This window comes from Lactobacillus sp. B4015 (assembly GCF_026536055.1).
In the GTDB taxonomy this organism is placed as follows: Bacteria; Bacillota; Bacilli; order Lactobacillales; family Lactobacillaceae; genus Lactobacillus; species Lactobacillus panisapium.
On record NZ_JAFNOY010000011.1, the window covers coordinates 38,458 to 55,269 of the forward strand.

Sequence of the window (16,812 nt, forward strand, 5' to 3'; positions counted from 1 at the left end):
GAGAAAAATCTCATGACTTTTATTATTGTCTATATGCTGTTGCTTCAGCTTCATAGCCCCAATACTCAGGCAACTTATAACTAACTGCATATTCTAATAATTCATCAGATGTATAGGGAAGATATGTTTCTCTTTCCTGACAAATAAACAAGAGTTTACTCTGAATTGGTATAAAGTACTGCAAAATTTCTTTATTTTCAATACTTTTAGCCCAATTTTTTTGTTTAAATGGTAATTCATATGGGTCTATTTTTGAATCATCACGTACTTTTTGATAAATAGAATTAAATAAAGATAAATCATTTAAATTTGTTAAATCAATAAATTTAGGATTTAAGTAGCTTATAGAATACTGAGAAGCTTTTTCTCCAATATACTTTATACGTCTAACCTCAAGATACTTATCACCTTTTCGGAGATGGAGCCTTTTATTAATTTCTTGGTCTTTACCTAAATTAGCTGATAAAACCTTGACGCTTTCCCCCTGACCAACACCCAAATTTAAGTCAGTCAACATTGCTATTCTTTTATGTGATTCTTTAGCAACAAAAGTACCACTACCTTGCACTCGGGTAACCTTATTCTGCTGCTCTAATGTGTTTAAAACTTTAACAGCAGTAGTAGAGCTCACGTGATAAATTTGGGTGATTTCAGATTCACTATAAAAACGGTCCCCAGGATTTAACGTACCATTATTTAGCTTTTCAACTAGTTTTAAAACAATATCTTGATATTTTGACATTACCTTTCACCATATTTTTTAAAAATTGATCTTGGCTACCCTCACACACCAATCAGTTCCATAAGTATAGCCACCAGCATCAATTGTTAGTATTCCCTTATTTTTATCTTGCATGAATGGGACACTCTCACCATTATCTAACCAAGTTATCTTCTTAATTTCTTTGAATATACCACTAAATGACCGTAAATTAATACCTTCTCCTCCTAATACAACATTTTCATTACCAACAATTTTCAAATCATGAATAAATAAGTATATACTATTTTTACTTTTGTTTTGCAATACCACGTCTTTCGTATTTCCACTAGCCCTAAGTTCTTGCTTGGGGCGCGTTTCATAAAGACTCTCATTTGCCATATTTACCCATTTACCAACTTGTTCCATTATTGCTTGATTCATTATAGGAATTTCACCCGTACCAGTTAAGCCAATATTTAATAAAATATTAGCTCCGATTCCTCGAGCGTGAACGATATTTTCGACAATTTCCTTAGTAGATTTGAAATTAACATCATTTTTTGCAAACCCCCAATGTTGATTCATTGTAATTGATGCTTCTCCTGCTACATATTTTCCCCAAAATCCATGGTTGACCTGATCTGGCGTTTTTCTTTCATAAGTTACAACGTCAATTTCTGGATTGCTAATTTTTCCTCTATTCTTGAGACCAGTGTTATTCACAATAATTGCATTAGGCTGATATTTTCTAATCATGCCATACAAACGATCTAGTTTCCAGTTTGCATCTTTTTTGTTCCAGTCCCCATCAAACCAAAATCCGCCTACTGGCCCATAATTTGTACATAAAATTCTGACAGATTCCAAAAGATAATTAAGATAACCCTCAAAATCGTTTTGGTACAAATCAGAATGCCAATCATAGGTAGCCATATATAAAAAAGGCTTGATTTTTTGTTTGTTACATGCATTTATAAATTCTTTGATTATATCTCGTTTGGCTGGACTATGTATTGCATCAAATTTAGATAAGCCCTTAGTATCATATAAGAAAAAACCTTCATGATGCTTTGTAGTTAAAACAATATATTTTGCACCCATTTTTTTGGCATTAGAAACTAAATAATCAGCATCAAATTCTTCAGCATTAAATTTATTTATTAATTGTTCATATTCTCTTTTATCTCTATGATGGATATATTCAGTCCATTCTCCAACCTTAAGTTGAGAGTACAAACCCCAATGAATAAAAAGACCGATCCCTAAATCTTCATATTTTTTTATTCTAGTTAGTTTTCTATTCATGTTAATTCCTTTCTTTAACTTAATACATTAAGTTAATCACTATTATGAAAAAATGTCTACTTTGTTTTTATGCAAAAAGCTTTAAATAAGGTATTGCAATTGCTTTCATTTAGAATTAAAATCTAACTTGTCAGCAAGTTAACACATTAATTTTGATAAGAGGAGTGTGATTTAATGTTTATTCTAGCTAGTCATGGTGATTATGCTTTAGAAACACTGAAAAGTTGTGAAATTATCACAGGATCATTGAGTGGCTTTGAAGTGATTTCTTTTAAAGACCCTATGAGCGTTGATGATGTTGTTAGATGCTATAGAGATATCTTAAAAAAAAGCAATGAAGCATCAGAGAATATAGCAATTATCGTAGATATTCCTAATGGAACACCTGCTAATGCCGCTAAAATTTTTATAGCAGATCATCCAAATATTAGACTTTTTTCAGGACTATCTTTAATGCTAATTTTATCTTTAGCAACAGGGACTCCTATTGATGAAGCCATACAACAAACCATTGAAATGACTGGTGATACGGGAAAGACACACTTAAAAACCGACCCTAAGACCTCAAATGAAAAAGTAATTTCAAAGAATACTGGAAACCCACTAATAAATGTGCGAATTGATTCTCGCTTAATACACGGCCAGGTTGCAACAATGTGGACCAGAAACTTGAATGCAACAAGAATTATGGTAGTTGATGATCAAATCGTTAAAAGTAAAGTTCAAAAAGAAACTTTAAAAACAGCTGTTCCTGCTGGAGTACATTTGAGTATATTAACTATTAAAGGCGCCGCAAAAAGAATAACTAGTGGTCAATATAATGGTCAAAGAGTTTTTTTAATTGTTAAAAAGCCACAAGTACTTTATCAGCTAGTAAACAGCTCAGTCAAACTTCCCGACATAAATGTAGGCAACATGTCTATGTCACAAGGAGCAAGACAAGTCGCCAAAAGTGTTGCTGTGACTTCAGACGATGTTGTTATTTTTAAAAAGTTAGCTGATCAAGGAATTACCCTTTATCATCAGATGGTCCCTAATGATAAGCAAGAAGAGTTTATGCCAATGATAAACGAAAAGGAGAACTAAAATGGGAATTGCATGGTGGCAAATATTATTATTAACAGCTTTAGCCTTTTGGATGATTATAGATCAACTTACAGTTGGTATTTTATGCAATTATCCATTATTAATTGGTCTGGTATCCGGTATTATTATGGGTGATATCAAAACGGGTTTAGTTGTTGGTGCAACATTGCAGTTAATGGTACTAGGTGTTGGTACATATGGTGGGGCAAGTATGCCTGACTTTATGACAGGTGCAATTGTTGGGACCGCTTACGCTGTGATGAGTAATAAAGGGGTTAGTTTTGCAATTGGATTAGCCGTTCCTGTCGGTCTATTAATGGTACAACTCGATGTTTTAGCACGATTTACTAATACTTATTTCTTACACAGAGTAGACAAAGCAATTGAAAAAGATGATGAAATTGGAGTTGAACGAAACATTATTTTTGGTATGTTCCCATGGGGACTATCGCGTGCTGTTCCAGTACTTTTAATGTTACTAGTAGGTAAAAGCACAATTCAAACTGTAGTTAATGCACTACCTACTTGGTTAACTGCTGGACTATCCGCGGCAGGTGGTATTTTACCAGTAGTAGGAATTGCAATACTTCTGAGGTTCTTACCTACAAAGAAATTTATTGCATACCTTTTTATTGGTTTCTTTTTAGCTGCATACATTAAAGTACCAATGTTGGGCGTAGCAATTATCGGAGTAGCAATGGCTATAATTTACTATAAGCAAACTGATAATAATGTTGCAACTAATAATGCTACTGAAGGAGGGCAAGAAAATGAGTTCGGCGAATATGAAGATTAACAGTCAAAATATAACAAAAAAAGATCTATTTCGAGCAAATTGGAGATGGTTATGGAGTAGCCAAATATGTTGGAATTATGAAAGAATGATGTCAACTGGCTATCTGTATACAATGCTGCCAACTATTCAGAAGCTATACCCTGATAAAGATGACCGAATAGCAATGATGAAACTTCATAATCAATTTTTTAATACCAACGCATATATTGGAGGATTTATTGTTGGTATGGATATAGCCATTGAAGAGAAAGAAGGCCGCAAAGCTGAAGAAGCAATTGCAGGATTAAAGGCGGGTCTTATGGGTTCTTTCGCAGGTGTTGGCGACACAATAATAGGCGTCATTTTACCAACTATTTTTGGCTCAATTGCGGCTTACATGGGGTTGAAAGGGAATCCGATTGGAGCAATCATTTGGCTAATAGCAAACATTGTAGTCTTATTTCTTCGCTTTACTCTTCTTCCTTTAGGATACTCGCAAGGTGAAAAATTAATTTATGCTGCTGGAAACAAATTAAATAGGCTAACCGACGCAGCTATTCTACTTGGAGTTACAGTTGTTGGTGCTTTAATACCAACTGTTGTGAACGCAAACGTTCCTTTAGTGTTTAAAACAGGTAAAGTAACACTTCGGGCCCAGACCATTTTAGACCAAATAATGCCAGCTATTGTACCAGTGCTTTTAGTTGCTATTTGCTACTGGCTTTTAGGTAAAAAGAAAATGTCATCTACTAAATTAATTGTTACTGTTCTAGTAGCTGGAATTATATTAGGCGGATTAGGAATTATTGGTAAATAACTGTCTTTTAAATATAAAAACAAAAAACATGAGATAAACCTCATGTTTTTTGTTTTAGTTATTCACCCTTAAAAGTACCTGCTTCCACTTCTCTGATAAAGTCAGCTACATGCTTATAGTAGACGTCGGGGTTATCAGCCATGTGGTGCTGTCCAGCATTTGGTGTAGTTACTAAACGAGAATTAGGGATTTCTTTTTGCATAATTTTAGCAGTTTCTAGTGGCATTGTATCTTCTTCGCCAAAGGTTAGTAGAGTTGGCATTTTAATTTCTTTTAGGTACTTTCTGAAATGCCAATCTTTTAGCTTACCTGTAACGACAAACTCGTTATCACCTTGGAAAGCATGGTAGACAGGTAAACCACCAATTCGCTTAATATGGTAAAGTTTGCACGGCTGACGACGATCAAGGAAGTTAATGTTCAATATTTGAACATCTTCCTGGTAACGCTTATTGTCATAGTCATTATTTTCTTCACATTCACGCATAAAATCAATTTCCGTTTGTGGGAAAATCTCTTTTCTACGCCAGTTAATTGAAGCGATATAGTCATCAGTATCATCAACCATTGAAGAAATAATCGTTCCTTTAAGGTGTTGACCATATTTAATGGCGTATTCTCGCGCCAAAAGTCCATTCCAACTTTGACCAATTAAATAACAGTATCGAGTCCAAGTTTATCCCTAACTTCATCTACTTCATCAAGGAAATATTCATAGGTTAAATACTTAGCGGCAATTTCTGGATCATCATAATCTGGTTGATCAGAGTAAAGTGAACCAAGTTGATCATACATCGTGACCTGGACATCTAATCCCTGCTTTTTCAATTGGTCAGCGGCATCTTCCCAATATTCATGGTTACCACCAGGTCCACCATGCAAGGCTAACAAGTGGATGTCACCTTCACCCTGTGTACTCGTCCATAAGTGGTAGCCGTTGTCTAAAGTGATAATTTTTGATCCTGTTCTCATTATTTGATTTTGTCCCCTTCTAGTCTTTTAATAAGATTATTTTGCATAACCAACCTTGTACCATAATGGATGTCCATTATTGCCCTCTGAAGGCTTGAGTGAATATCCCGTAAGCTTGTTATTCACAGCTGTAATTTGGTAAGAATTATCAATTGGAATGACATAAGCTTCATCATTCATGTATTGTTGCCATTCGTGGAATTTTTGTACCCGATATTTATGGTTAAATGCCTTCTGCGAATTCATTTCTGTCAATAACTTATTGTTTTTAGCAGTTACAAAGCGGGTCATGTTAAATGGTGCGGATTCGCTGTAGTACGGATGTGGAGATGGCTCAGTTGGTGTTGACCAGCCACCGATATACATATCAATACCCTTATCATCGTTTTGTAATTTGTCATAAAACGAGTTGTGCGCAATCAAGCGTCCCGTGGCCAGCTGAACATTTAAGCCTACCTTGTGCCACTGTTGAATATAATTTTGAATGATTGGTTCTTTAGTCGCATCCCCACTCATTGCGGCTACATTAATTTTAAGTGGTTTACCATTAGGTTGGACACGACACTTACCCTTCTTCTTATAGCCTGCCTTATCGAGAATATCATTTGCTTTCTTAAGGTTATAATCAAAGCCTTTAGCACCCTTATCGTAGTAATCACCAAAGATTTCCGGAATTAGAGTTTTTACTCTAAAGGTTAAAGAATACGTATAACGTTTATTGACGGCATCAACGTTCATTGCATAACCAATGGCTTGACGTAAAGCCTTGTTATTCATCTTAGATTTAGGATTTTCAACGTTTTTGCTGAGTTTTTTATCCCACTTACCAACTTTAAAACCAAGGTAATGGTAAGCAATTGGAATTTGTGCTACAAAGTTAACATTCTTGGTATCTTTTACCTGAGGCCATTGAGTGTTAATCACAGGAATCACATCAAACTTATGACTCTTAATGGCCTGCGAAGCAGAATTAGGGGAAACGACAGAAACAACGATTTTATCTAATTTTGGCTTGCCACGCCAGTAATACTCATTAGGAAACCAAGTGGCGGATTGTCCTCGAACCAGTTTTTCCATTTTATATGGCCCAAAGAATAATGGATTCTTTCTAATTTTATCAGATGATTTTAATTTAGAGAAAGGAACATCTTTAAGGTAATGATAAGGTTCAACTGCTTCCCAGAGAGAACGACTACCTGCATTAGACATACTTGGACTTAATTCCGTGAAATGGAGAACTAATTTACGACCATTTTCCCCATCTGGCATTTCAATGCCAAAATCGTTTTTGCCTTGCCTTCATGAGATTCTTTCAAACCTTTTAAAACTTCAAACTGACTACTATACCGAGGGCAAGCTGTGTCCTTGTTTGCTAAAATTTCATAAGCATATTCATAAACTTTAGCAACAACTTGTTTACCGTCGGACCATTTAACACCTTTTTTAATATTAATGGTAATGGTTTTGTTCTTTTGATCCAATTCACGCGTTGCTGCACCCTTATCAGTAACTTTAAAGTGATCATCACTGTCAAACAGGGTCTCTTGACCTGGAGAAGCTACCATTGAATCGACATCTTCCGAAGATAATTCCTGCGAAAAAATTCCAGAAAACGGTGTGTCTGTTTCAACTGCAATCTTAACAGTTCCACCTTGTTTGACAGCCTTTTTTGGAGTTTCAATTGGGAATTTAGAAACATTTTTAGTTTCATCATTACTAGTATTATTCTGCTTGCCACAACCAACTAAAGAAATTGCAGAGAGACTTAAAACACCAATTGAGGTTAACAATTTGTTCTTTTTTATATATTTTCTCATTTCTATATAAATTAATTTTATTACGCTAATAAATATATCATAATAGTCAAATAATTACATCATAATTATGAGAAGAATATTTAATTTTGCCTTTAAAAAGAGTAAAATGTTTTATAAAAGATTGTTATTTTACTTTTCGCCTATTTTAGATTAGTAATTTACAAAAGGAGTAGTAATGGATAAACAAAAAATAAATGACTTTGCTGAAAAAGTAAGAGATACATTCAATCTGCCAAGTTTAGGCTTTGGAATTTATCACAAAAATGAAAGCTACAGCCATGTTTACGGCGACGCTAACGAAGATAGCTTATATCCTCTAGCTTCAATTTCTAAGTCCTTTTTAGCAACAGCAATTTGTCAATTAGCTGATGAAGGTAGAATCAGCCTAGATGATCCTTTAAAAAAATATTGGCCAGACTTTCAACTCGTTGATAAATATGCCCAAGATCATTTAACGTTTAGAGATGCCCTAAGTCATCAAAGTGGACTGCCTGCTCACGACTTAATGCGTTTTACTAACATGAATAAGCATGATTTAACTTTAAAAGAAAAAGCTGAACATGTCGGCTATTTAGAGCCTAACCATGAATTACGAGTTAAAATGCAATATAGTAATCTGGTTTATGCCGTTGCAACCTACGTAATGGAACAAGCAATAGGTCAGGATTATGGCTCATACGAGCGTGAACACTTACTTAAGCCACTTCATATGAATAATACTTTCATTAATCATCATGAAGCACCACGTAACAGAATTCCTAAGCCTTATATTCGAGATAACGATGTTACGCAAGAGGTACCGTTTATTGCACCTGGTAAAGTTGGCGGAGCCAGCAGCATGTTAGCAACAATTTCCGACTTGCTAACTTGGGGCGAATTTCAATTAAAAACCCAAAAATCAACTTCAACTGAGGTTACTGCCCAGCGTTATCAGCCGCAATCAATTATGCCTCCTAGCCGAGCATATGGTGGTGCTAATTTTGGTGCTTATGGTTTAGGAATGATGATGGAAGACTACCGTGGTCACAAGTACTTTTATCACAGTGGTTCATATATAGGATATTGCTCATTTTTGGGCTTTGTTCCTGACCTTGATTTGGCCTTTGTTGTAACTACCAACATGGATTCAACCGAATCAATTTTTGCTTTAGCTTACCAAACAATTGATGAGATCTTAGGAATTCATGACACTGACTGGGCCGATAAAATAAGTAAAATTATGGAGAAGAAGAACCAGGCAAGAGAAGATAAAATTGCCAAACTTAAAGGAAATGACTGCCATGCAGTTAAGGCAAAATCTGAGTTACTGGGTGATTATCATAATCCTGGCTATGGTTTGGTTACTCTTTGTGACGAAAATGGCGAGCTTAAAGCAACTATCGGTAAATGGAATAATCCAATACTTGTGGGAGCGAATGGCAAAATGTACATTGAAGCTCGACTTTACCAACATGAATTAATCCCGATTGAACTAGGTACTGATAAAATTTACTTACAATCAGATCCTGCACTTAAAAAGCCGACTGAATTTATTAAAGTAAAGTGAGTTTCAGGCCAAAAAGCACTGCGAAATTAATCGTAGTGCTTTTTTACTGTTTTAATTGATACTGGCTAGGATACGCTTCGATGAATGTGAATAATTAAATACATCATTTCTTCATTGATAATTTTGATAGTATTCTTTTTTCTATATTATTTAAAAATTTTCCTTGCTTTAAGAACCAAAACAATTGAAAAGGGAATATTAAAGAAAATAACATCTAAAAATGATCATATGATCAACTCGATTTATTACTATTACTCTGCCTTGTATTGAATTGAAGTTAATTTATATATAATTCTTAGTTTGTGCAAAAGCTCTCATTTGTACAAATCAAGCAAAAAGTAAATTTAAATACGCCAAATAAGCTATCAAGAAATTATCAACAGTTATATTCATGAAAAAGGTATCACTTTTTATCTACAAGTTCATGTCCATGATTCAATCACTACACTCAATCTAGCTGAAGAATAGCTTGAAAATATTTTGATTTTTATAGAAGTCATTTAGAATGGAAGTTATAACAATATTAAGTTACCTTCTGATGAAGCCAAATTGATTTTTCCAATACTATTGCTTATTGCAATATGAGTGTTCTTTATATCACATGCTTTAGTATATTGACAAAAACAAGTTTAGGACAATTATAAAAAGCGTTGAAAAATAAATTTCAATCCTTTTATCATAGTTTTTACTCCATTTGTTTTGTAATCCATGGAATCATCTTATCATTTAGTTCATTCAGTTTAGTGTAATCACCTGTCTTGGCATTAAATGTATGATTTGCATTATTAATTACTATAGAATCAACGTTATTCATATTGCAATTTTTAACAAAATTAAATCCTATCTTTGGATTTAAAGTTGGATCATTGGCAGCAATACATACTAAAATTGGATTTTTAAAATTACGTATATTATTATTAAGAGTATCTTTCATATCTTCTTCAAAACGATGATAAATTAATTCTGCTCTGCCATCACTTGTATGAATAATACTATATCCTAGTTCTCTCATTTCAAGTTTGTTATAACTAGGAACCATCATTTCCTCTGTATTAATTGCACCATTTAAAGTAACTATTAATTTTGCGGGCAATGTTGAACACGTAAAAACAAGTCTACCACCCAAACTGTGTCCGAGAAGACCAATATAATCAGCTTTTACATAATCCAATGTTTTGAGATAATTAAAGCTTGCTTTTACTTCGTCAATCATTGTTCTCATACCATATTTTTCTCTTGAGCAAAGATTTTCTCCCATACTGCACAGGTCAATTCTAGCTGCAATGATTCCCTCTTTCACAAGTCTAGAACTAATCTTTTCAAGCATGTGACCATCACAATTTTTGGCAGACATATATCCATGTACTAGCAACATTGCTGGACATTTTCTTTTTCCCTCTGGAATTTCAATTTGCATTGGAACTTCATGATCAATGCATTTTAAAAAATGTAATTCTTCTTTCATTAGATTCCTCCTAAACTTTTGCAATTAACTTATTACTATCTAAAGTTACGCTGTGATAATCACTAGAATTTAACAGTATCGTTATCACGGTATCATCAAGCTTTCTTTGCTGCAGCTTCTTACGGTGAAGAATAGCAATTTTTTGTCCCTGCACTACTTGTTCTCCTTTTTTAATCAATATTGTAATATCATCAGGTTGAACTTTCATTGAATCAAGTGTTAAATGCAACATTACATTATCCCCGGCGTTTCCTTGTATCGTTATTGCATGCTTTGTTGGAGCAATGGAATTAATAACTCCATCAATTGGAGAAAAAATATCATCATTAGCTGGTTCTACGCCAAAGCAACTACCTAAACTACCACTAGAAAATGCTTGATCTTTAATTTCTTTTTGATAAACAATTTTTCCCGCTACTGGTGCATTGATAGTCGTATCAGATAATTTATGGGCAAATTTAACAGGGGAATTACTACTTATTTCTGTAGACCGACCACGACCAAAGATAGATTTAAGTTTCGGAAGTGTATCACTAGCTTCGTCGTTCCAAGACCATTTAGTAAACCAAACTCCAACAAAAGAAATAAGAGCTACGAGTATGATACCACCAATTGCTTTGTAAAGATTTGACGGATCTTTTGAATTATAAAATAGCAATAAATTAGTTAAATAATATGCCCCATAGGCATAAGCCTTAGTTCCGACGATTCCGTTATAAATGCTAAGTGTAAGTCCTGTAATAAAGTTTACACCATAGAGAACTGGTATCTTGTATAAAATACCATACAATGTAGGTTCTGAGATTCCGCCAAACAAAGCTGATATAGCAGCAGTCCAAGAAATATTCTTCCCTTTAACATTCTTAGTCTTCAATGCTACCCATAAAGCAACAAATCCCGGTACCATAGTACCTGCCATAAACCAAATATTAATAATATCGTCGTATCCTAATGTACTTAAATTTTGTGTGGCAATTGGAATTAAAGCAAGATGAAAGCCTGGCATAAAAACGCCAACTGTCATCGCAAATGTGTAAATTGCTGGCACAGTCAGCCACGGTACATTTTTTCTCAAAAAGTCGATGAAAAGACTAATACTATTTGTAAATAATCCGCCTAAAGGACCTGTAATAGTTAGTGTAATCACTGACATTATCAACATTAGTAAAACAGGTTTCAAGAAATATCGAACAGCATTTGGAATTATTTTTTTTAGCCAGCGATCAAGAACACTCATTATCCAAATTGACAAGATAATTTGAACAACTTGTCCATTATAAGTTTGTAAATGTACTGGTAAGCCAAAATATGAAGTAAATCCAGATGAAGTTCCTTTGGCTACAAGACTATTCCAATCCGGGTATAGCAGAAAACTAGCAAGCATAATTGCCAAAACTGGATTCGTATTGAATTGCTTGGCAGAAGAATAGGCAACCATTACCGGCAAGAAATATAGTGCTGTCTGCCCTAAACTATTTAAAATAATGTATGTTGAATTTGTAGTCTTCAGGTGGAAGAACATCTGTGCAATGATAATTATTAATGAAAAAAAACCGGCACAAATTAAAGCGGGAATAACTGGAGCCATGATTTTGGCAACTAATTCCAAAAAGTCGATAAAAAGTGTGCCAATATTTTTCTTTTTACCTAACGATTTTGCTGAACCCATTGAAGGAGTATCAGAAAACTCAGATACTTGCTTAAACGAATGATATAAATCTTCAATTATTTGACCAACTATTATTTGAATTTGGTCAGGCATTACTTCTACTCCTAATACCCCATCAATTCTAGATAATTCACTTTTATTTATCTTATTAATATCTTTGACGCCTAAACGTAATCTGGTTGCACAATGATTAACAGTAGTTAAGTTTTCTGCTTGACCAATATTTTGCAAAATTTGTTTAGACATTTTTTCATAATCTAAAGCCATTTTTCCTCCAAGTTTATTAACAATTCGAATAAATTAGTCTTTGTAAATGTAGTAGCAAATACTTTTGTTCAACTTTATCCATCGAATGGCCATATTTCTCATTTAATTTTTTATTAATATTATTAATCAATTCTTTAGTACTATTAATAAAATCTTCATCAAAATCAAAACTAATATTTTGATCTATATATTCTTTATTTGAAACAAATCGAAATCCATAATATTGTAGATGTGTTTTAAATCTTTTATAAGAAAAACTCTGTTTATCAAGATTTGTAAAAGCATTATTTACTTCATTTTCAACCAAACGAGCGACTTCCATAATTAGTTTTAGTTTCTCCATTCCATTGTTATTTCCAATAAGATTGACAACATCAATAGTTAAGAAACCAATTTCATCTTCAGGTAACTCTACATTTAATGCTGCATCAAGGTAATCAAGAATCCATGCTGCAACACGATATTCATTTCTATAAAATAATTCTGCTTCTTGCATAAAACCAAACGGCATCTGAATATTATGTTTATAGCGATACATAATTCCTTTAATATGATCCGAGATAACAAAATAAGCATCATCAGTTAATGTTTGATCCAACTTCCTTTCAGCATATCTGATTATGACCATTGACATTTCAAAATATTCATCAGGAATTTTTTGAATTAAGTCAATAGTTTCCTTATTTGAGCTTGTATAGATTTTATCAATTCTTGATTTATCAATTTCATCACCTTCCTTTTTACCGAATGTTATTCCTTTTCCAATAACAATTATTGAATTAGAAAATCCATTCGAACAAATAGCCGCACTATTATTTAGTTTACGAAGGACTTTCATGATTAGTTTCCTCCCAATTTAACAAAAAAAAGACTAAATTCCTGATAGCAAAATATGCTATCCTTCCTTTAGTCTTGCTTTCATAACGAAATAACACCTATATTCAAAAAATAAAATGACGAATTTTGCGCCTAAGCTAACAATTTCATCTTATTAGAGTATAAACAATTCTGGTTTTATTTGCAAGCGATTTCAAAAAATGAGTATTTTAAATACTTAACTTGTTTTTGGCTAGTAAAAGACAACCCATTGTACCAGCATTATCACCCAGTTTTGCATGAACAATAAAATCATTTAGTGATAGAGTTTCTAAATAATGTCCAATCATCTTATTATATTCGTAACGAATTTTTGGAAACAATTGCTCTTGGTTCGACACACCCCCACCAAAGATAATTTTTTCAGGTGATAAAACCATTGCTACATCGACACATGCTTGCGCAAGATAGTAAGCTTCTAAATCCCATTGTTTACTACTTTTAGATAAATCTTCAGCTTTTTTACCAGCTCTTTTTTCAATTGCAGGTCCACTAGCCAAACTCTCTAAGCAGTCAAAATGATAATTACACGTTCCGTCAACATGATCGTACTGGTTTCTCACAACCAATATATGCCCCATTTCAGGATGCGATAGGCCCGTAAAAATTTTTCCATTACATATTGCTCCAGCACCAATACCTGTTCCCACTGTCCAGTAAACAATATTCTTAAGTTTTTTCCCAGCACCGAGTTTAAATTCTCCGTAAGCGGCAGCGTTGACGTCTGTTGTCCAAAATACAGGTACATTTATGTGATTCTTTATTTCCTCTAAAAATGAATAATTTACCCATCCTTTCTTCGGAGTTTCTAATATTTTGCCGTAGTTTTTACTAGTTTCATCAATTCCTATTGGGCCAAAGCACCCAATGCCAATCGCGTCAGGCTGATATTTTTGAAAAAATTGATAAATTAGTGGCATAGTGACTCTGGGTAAAGTAGTAGGTATCCTAGTTTTGGCAATAATATTCAAGTTTTCATCACTAACTGAACAAACAAACTTTGTTCCTCCAGCTTCAATTGAACCTAATCTGGTCATTACTTTTCCCTTCAAAAAAATGAGGACCGACGCCCTCACCCATTATCTATTGCTATATCTTGTCTGCACGCCAAGGATTCATTCCCTCGTATAATTTGGCTTTGCCAACAGCATCAAATAAATTATTCTTATGGTGAACAACCAGCTTTGCTGCTTTAATTGCATCTGGAAATAAATTATTAGGATCCCAACCATCATCTTTAGTCAAAATTTCGCGAGCTTTTTCAAAAAATGCATGTTTATAGTCAGAAGAAATATTTACTTTATTTATACCATTCTTTACTGCTTCAGCAATTTGCTCATCTGGATTTGATGAACCACCATGCAAAACAAGTGGTGTGTCCGGAACAGCCTTAACAATATCTTTTAAAATATCAATTCTAATCTTTGGCGTGACATCTGATGGATAGATACCGTGACTAGTACCTATGCCAACTGCTAACGTATCAACGCCTGTTTCTTCAACAAATTTTTGTGCTTCTTCCGGCGTGGTATAAATACCCTCTTTTTTATGTCCTTCAACGTGAACTCCAGTTTGACCGATTGTACCAACTTCACCTTCAACAGAAACACCTACTCTGTGTGCCATTTTAACCGTTTCCCTAGTTAAAGCAACATTAGTTTTCCAATCTTCTGCTGATAAATCAATCATTACTGAGCTAAACCCATCATGAATTGCTCGAGTTGCGCTATCAACTGAATCACCATGATCAAGGTGAAGGGCAACAGGAATCTTACTGTCACGAATACGAGTAAGAACATAACTAATGAAGTCATCTTTGCAATATCGCAATTCTGTTGGGTGAATCATGATAATTGCTGGAGCATAGTCTGCTTCACATTGCTCGATTGCAATACGCATTAACTCCAAGTTTGAAACGTTATATGCACCTACTGCAAAATTATTTTTTCTAGCTACTTCCATTAATTGGTTCATATTTACTAAAGTCATTGTTTATCTCCTTAAATATTTTTAAAAACTTTTTGAATAATTTTCTAAAACTAATTTACAAGTAATTTATTGAAGGTTAATTCCTGACAAATCAACATCTTCTTCTTTTTCATCTTCTTTTTCAGAGGATCCATTAACTTGTTCATCAGTTAAAGGTCTTTTTATAATTGCTAATAAAATTCCCGTAACAAAAGAACCTGCAACCAAAGCAATTATTGCTACAAGAGGTTTTGACATTGCAGGAATCACGAAAATTCCTCCTGAAGGAACGGGGCTTTCATTTCCCCATGCATAGCTAATCATGCCGGTAATACCGCAACCTATCCAAGTACAAGGAAGTGTTCTAAGCAAATCATTCATTGCAATTGGGATAACCCCTTCAGTAATCATGCAACACCCCATTGGAAAAGCAACTTCGATTGTTTCAACCTCACGTTTAGTGTAAATTTTCTTATGAAAAAGTTTGGCAAATAAGTATGACATAGCTATCCCAAATGGAGGTACCATTGCCGCCAAAACTTTTATCCCTTCAGGTCCCTTAATTCCGTCTAATAATAACCCATCACAAATCAAATTAGGAATCTTACTAATTGCTCCGCCAAAATCAGCACAGCCAATTAAGCCGATTAAGAAGCCATATAAAGCTCTTTGCGAGCGATCTAGCCCAGTTATAAAATGATTTAGAGCAATAGTCGCAGCAGTTAAAGGATTGCCTAATAAGAAAAACATAATTAATGCTGTAAAAATTGAAGTTATAGTAGGAACAATAAGCATTGGCATTAGCCCACTTGCCCACTTTGGAACCTTGATTTTCTTTATTCCTAAAGCTATATATCCAGCTATAAATCCTCCAATAATGCCTCCCAGGAAACCTGCTCCAAGAAATGAAGCAATTTGACCTGATAAAAAACCCGGAGCGATACCTGGTCTATCAGCTATTGAGTAGCCAATATAACCAGCTATAAATGATGGTAATAAGCCCATTCCTAAAACACCTAACGTTGTCATTGCATTAGGAAAATTCATTTGAGCCAAGGTAGTAACTTGCTTACCTCCCATTAGATTACCAATTGCAATAAGCAGCCCCGAGGCAACAATTAACGGAAGCATATACGAAATTGAGGTTAACAAGTGTTTTTTAACAGCTGATCCCGCTTTTTTGGCACCATTAATAAAATTATTCACTTATCTCACGCTTTCTGACTTTTCTTTACTTTGACTTCTTTTTCAATTTTCTGAAGCAATTGCTTTGGCGCCTTTACAACCAATGAAGTGCCAATTTTGACAATTGGTAGATTCTTAAAGCGCTCATCACCAGTTGTTGCAATATCTACTGCAAGTAGCGCAACGTCTGCTTTAGCAATTTGTTCAGGAGTCAGTTCATTTTCTGTACCAATTGTTCCTTGGGTCTCAATATGTATCTCATCTCCAAGCTCTTCTGCTGCCTTTTCTAATTTTGCTTTTGCCAGATACGTGTGAGCTATTCCCGACGTACAAGCACATACACAAACAATTTTCATATAAA

Annotated in this window: 13 protein-coding genes and 2 pseudogenes; 4 read left to right on the forward strand and 11 right to left on the reverse strand. The window is 34.2% G+C overall.

The annotated features are described in order from the left end of the window. Positions 1–22 precede the first annotated feature (22 nt). Positions 23–742: a GntR family transcriptional regulator gene (locus tag J3U71_RS10235; protein WP_220268205.1), complete on the reverse strand. Its 720-nt coding sequence runs from the start codon at positions 740–742 to the stop codon at positions 23–25. Between the two features lie 18 nt (positions 743–760). Beyond that, on the reverse strand, positions 761–2,008 hold the full coding sequence (locus J3U71_RS10240; protein ID WP_267394128.1) for an alpha-L-fucosidase: 1,248 nt from the start codon (positions 2,006–2,008) through the stop codon (positions 761–763). A gap of 174 nt (positions 2,009–2,182) precedes the next feature. On the opposite strand from J3U71_RS10240, the gene J3U71_RS10245 reads away from it, so the two are divergent. Genes J3U71_RS10245 through J3U71_RS10255 form a run of 3 tightly spaced genes read left to right on the forward strand, consistent with a single transcriptional unit; the run spans position 2,183 to position 4,686 of the window. Further along, entirely contained in the window at positions 2,183–3,094 is a 912-nt protein-coding gene (locus tag J3U71_RS10245) for a PTS mannose/fructose/sorbose transporter subunit IIAB (protein ID WP_220268207.1), read from the forward strand. Between the two features lies 1 nt (position 3,095). After that, positions 3,096–3,890, forward strand: a complete 795-nt coding sequence (locus J3U71_RS10250) for a PTS mannose/fructose/sorbose/N-acetylgalactosamine transporter subunit IIC (RefSeq protein WP_220268208.1) — start codon at positions 3,096–3,098, stop codon at positions 3,888–3,890. Next, entirely contained in the window at positions 3,865–4,686 is an 822-nt protein-coding gene (locus tag J3U71_RS10255) for a PTS system mannose/fructose/sorbose family transporter subunit IID (RefSeq protein WP_374106766.1), read from the forward strand. Before J3U71_RS10250 ends, J3U71_RS10255 begins: the two co-directional genes overlap by 26 nt. Positions 4,687–4,744: 58 nt before the next feature. Here J3U71_RS10255 and J3U71_RS10260 read toward each other — a convergent pair. Beyond that, positions 4,745–5,658, reverse strand: a pseudogene (locus J3U71_RS10260) (proline iminopeptidase-family hydrolase). Between the two features lie 36 nt (positions 5,659–5,694). After that, positions 5,695–7,463, reverse strand: a pseudogene (locus J3U71_RS10265) (oligopeptide ABC transporter substrate-binding protein). 187 nt (positions 7,464–7,650) lie between these two features. On the opposite strand from J3U71_RS10265, the gene J3U71_RS10270 reads away from it, so the two are divergent. Then, positions 7,651–9,021 (forward strand): serine hydrolase domain-containing protein, encoded by a 1,371-nt coding sequence (locus J3U71_RS10270; protein WP_267394130.1) that lies wholly within the window; start codon positions 7,651–7,653, stop codon positions 9,019–9,021. Positions 9,022–9,706: 685 nt separating this feature from the next. On the opposite strand, the gene J3U71_RS10275 is transcribed toward J3U71_RS10270, so the two are convergent. From J3U71_RS10275 to J3U71_RS10305, 7 genes are all read right to left on the reverse strand, one after another. Continuing rightward, positions 9,707–10,486: an alpha/beta hydrolase family protein gene (locus J3U71_RS10275; RefSeq protein ID WP_267394132.1), complete on the reverse strand. Its 780-nt coding sequence runs from the start codon at positions 10,484–10,486 to the stop codon at positions 9,707–9,709. Between the two features lie 10 nt (positions 10,487–10,496). Beyond that, the gene (locus J3U71_RS10280) at positions 10,497–12,422 is read right to left on the reverse strand and encodes a PTS glucose transporter subunit IIA (RefSeq protein WP_267394134.1); all 1,926 of its coding nucleotides are present in this window, start codon (positions 12,420–12,422) and stop codon (positions 10,497–10,499) included. A 16-nt stretch (positions 12,423–12,438) separates the two neighbouring features. Next, positions 12,439–13,260: a PRD domain-containing protein gene (locus J3U71_RS10285; protein ID WP_267394136.1), complete on the reverse strand. Its 822-nt coding sequence runs from the start codon at positions 13,258–13,260 to the stop codon at positions 12,439–12,441. A gap of 208 nt (positions 13,261–13,468) precedes the next feature. Next, a complete protein-coding gene (locus J3U71_RS10290; RefSeq protein WP_267394139.1) occupies positions 13,469–14,335 on the reverse strand; it encodes an ROK family protein in 867 nt (288 codons plus the stop codon). Positions 14,336–14,387: 52 nt separating this feature from the next. Then, entirely contained in the window at positions 14,388–15,287 is a 900-nt protein-coding gene (locus J3U71_RS10295) for a ketose-bisphosphate aldolase (protein ID WP_267394142.1), read from the reverse strand. A 66-nt stretch (positions 15,288–15,353) separates the two neighbouring features. Continuing rightward, the gene (locus J3U71_RS10300; protein WP_416381437.1) at positions 15,354–16,397 is read right to left on the reverse strand and encodes a PTS fructose transporter subunit IIC; all 1,044 of its coding nucleotides are present in this window, start codon (positions 16,395–16,397) and stop codon (positions 15,354–15,356) included. Between the two features lie 80 nt (positions 16,398–16,477). After that, on the reverse strand, positions 16,478–16,807 hold the full coding sequence (locus J3U71_RS10305; RefSeq protein WP_267394147.1) for a PTS fructose transporter subunit IIB: 330 nt from the start codon (positions 16,805–16,807) through the stop codon (positions 16,478–16,480). Positions 16,808–16,812: the final 5 nt, after the last annotated feature.

Coding starts and splice junctions, on each gene's coding strand:
- J3U71_RS10235 (WP_220268205.1), bottom strand. CDS start 742: ATGTCAAAATATCAAGATATTGTTTTAAAACTAGTTGAAAAGCTAAAT.
- J3U71_RS10240 (WP_267394128.1), bottom strand. CDS start 2,008: ATGAATAGAAAACTAACTAGAATAAAAAAATATGAAGATTTAGGGATC.
- J3U71_RS10245 (WP_220268207.1), top strand. CDS start 2,183: ATGTTTATTCTAGCTAGTCATGGTGATTATGCTTTAGAAACACTGAAA.
- J3U71_RS10250 (WP_220268208.1), top strand. CDS start 3,096: ATGGGAATTGCATGGTGGCAAATATTATTATTAACAGCTTTAGCCTTT.
- J3U71_RS10255 (WP_374106766.1), top strand. CDS start 3,865: ATGAGTTCGGCGAATATGAAGATTAACAGTCAAAATATAACAAAAAAA.
- J3U71_RS10270 (WP_267394130.1), top strand. CDS start 7,651: ATGGATAAACAAAAAATAAATGACTTTGCTGAAAAAGTAAGAGATACA.
- J3U71_RS10275 (WP_267394132.1), bottom strand. CDS start 10,486: ATGAAAGAAGAATTACATTTTTTAAAATGCATTGATCATGAAGTTCCA.
- J3U71_RS10280 (WP_267394134.1), bottom strand. CDS start 12,422: ATGGCTTTAGATTATGAAAAAATGTCTAAACAAATTTTGCAAAATATT.
- J3U71_RS10285 (WP_267394136.1), bottom strand. CDS start 13,260: ATGAAAGTCCTTCGTAAACTAAATAATAGTGCGGCTATTTGTTCGAAT.
- J3U71_RS10290 (WP_267394139.1), bottom strand. CDS start 14,335: ATGACCAGATTAGGTTCAATTGAAGCTGGAGGAACAAAGTTTGTTTGT.
- J3U71_RS10295 (WP_267394142.1), bottom strand. CDS start 15,287: ATGACTTTAGTAAATATGAACCAATTAATGGAAGTAGCTAGAAAAAAT.
- J3U71_RS10300 (WP_416381437.1), bottom strand. CDS start 16,397: ATGCTTCCGTTAATTGTTGCCTCGGGGCTGCTTATTGCAATTGGTAAT.
- J3U71_RS10305 (WP_267394147.1), bottom strand. CDS start 16,807: ATGAAAATTGTTTGTGTATGTGCTTGTACGTCGGGAATAGCTCACACG.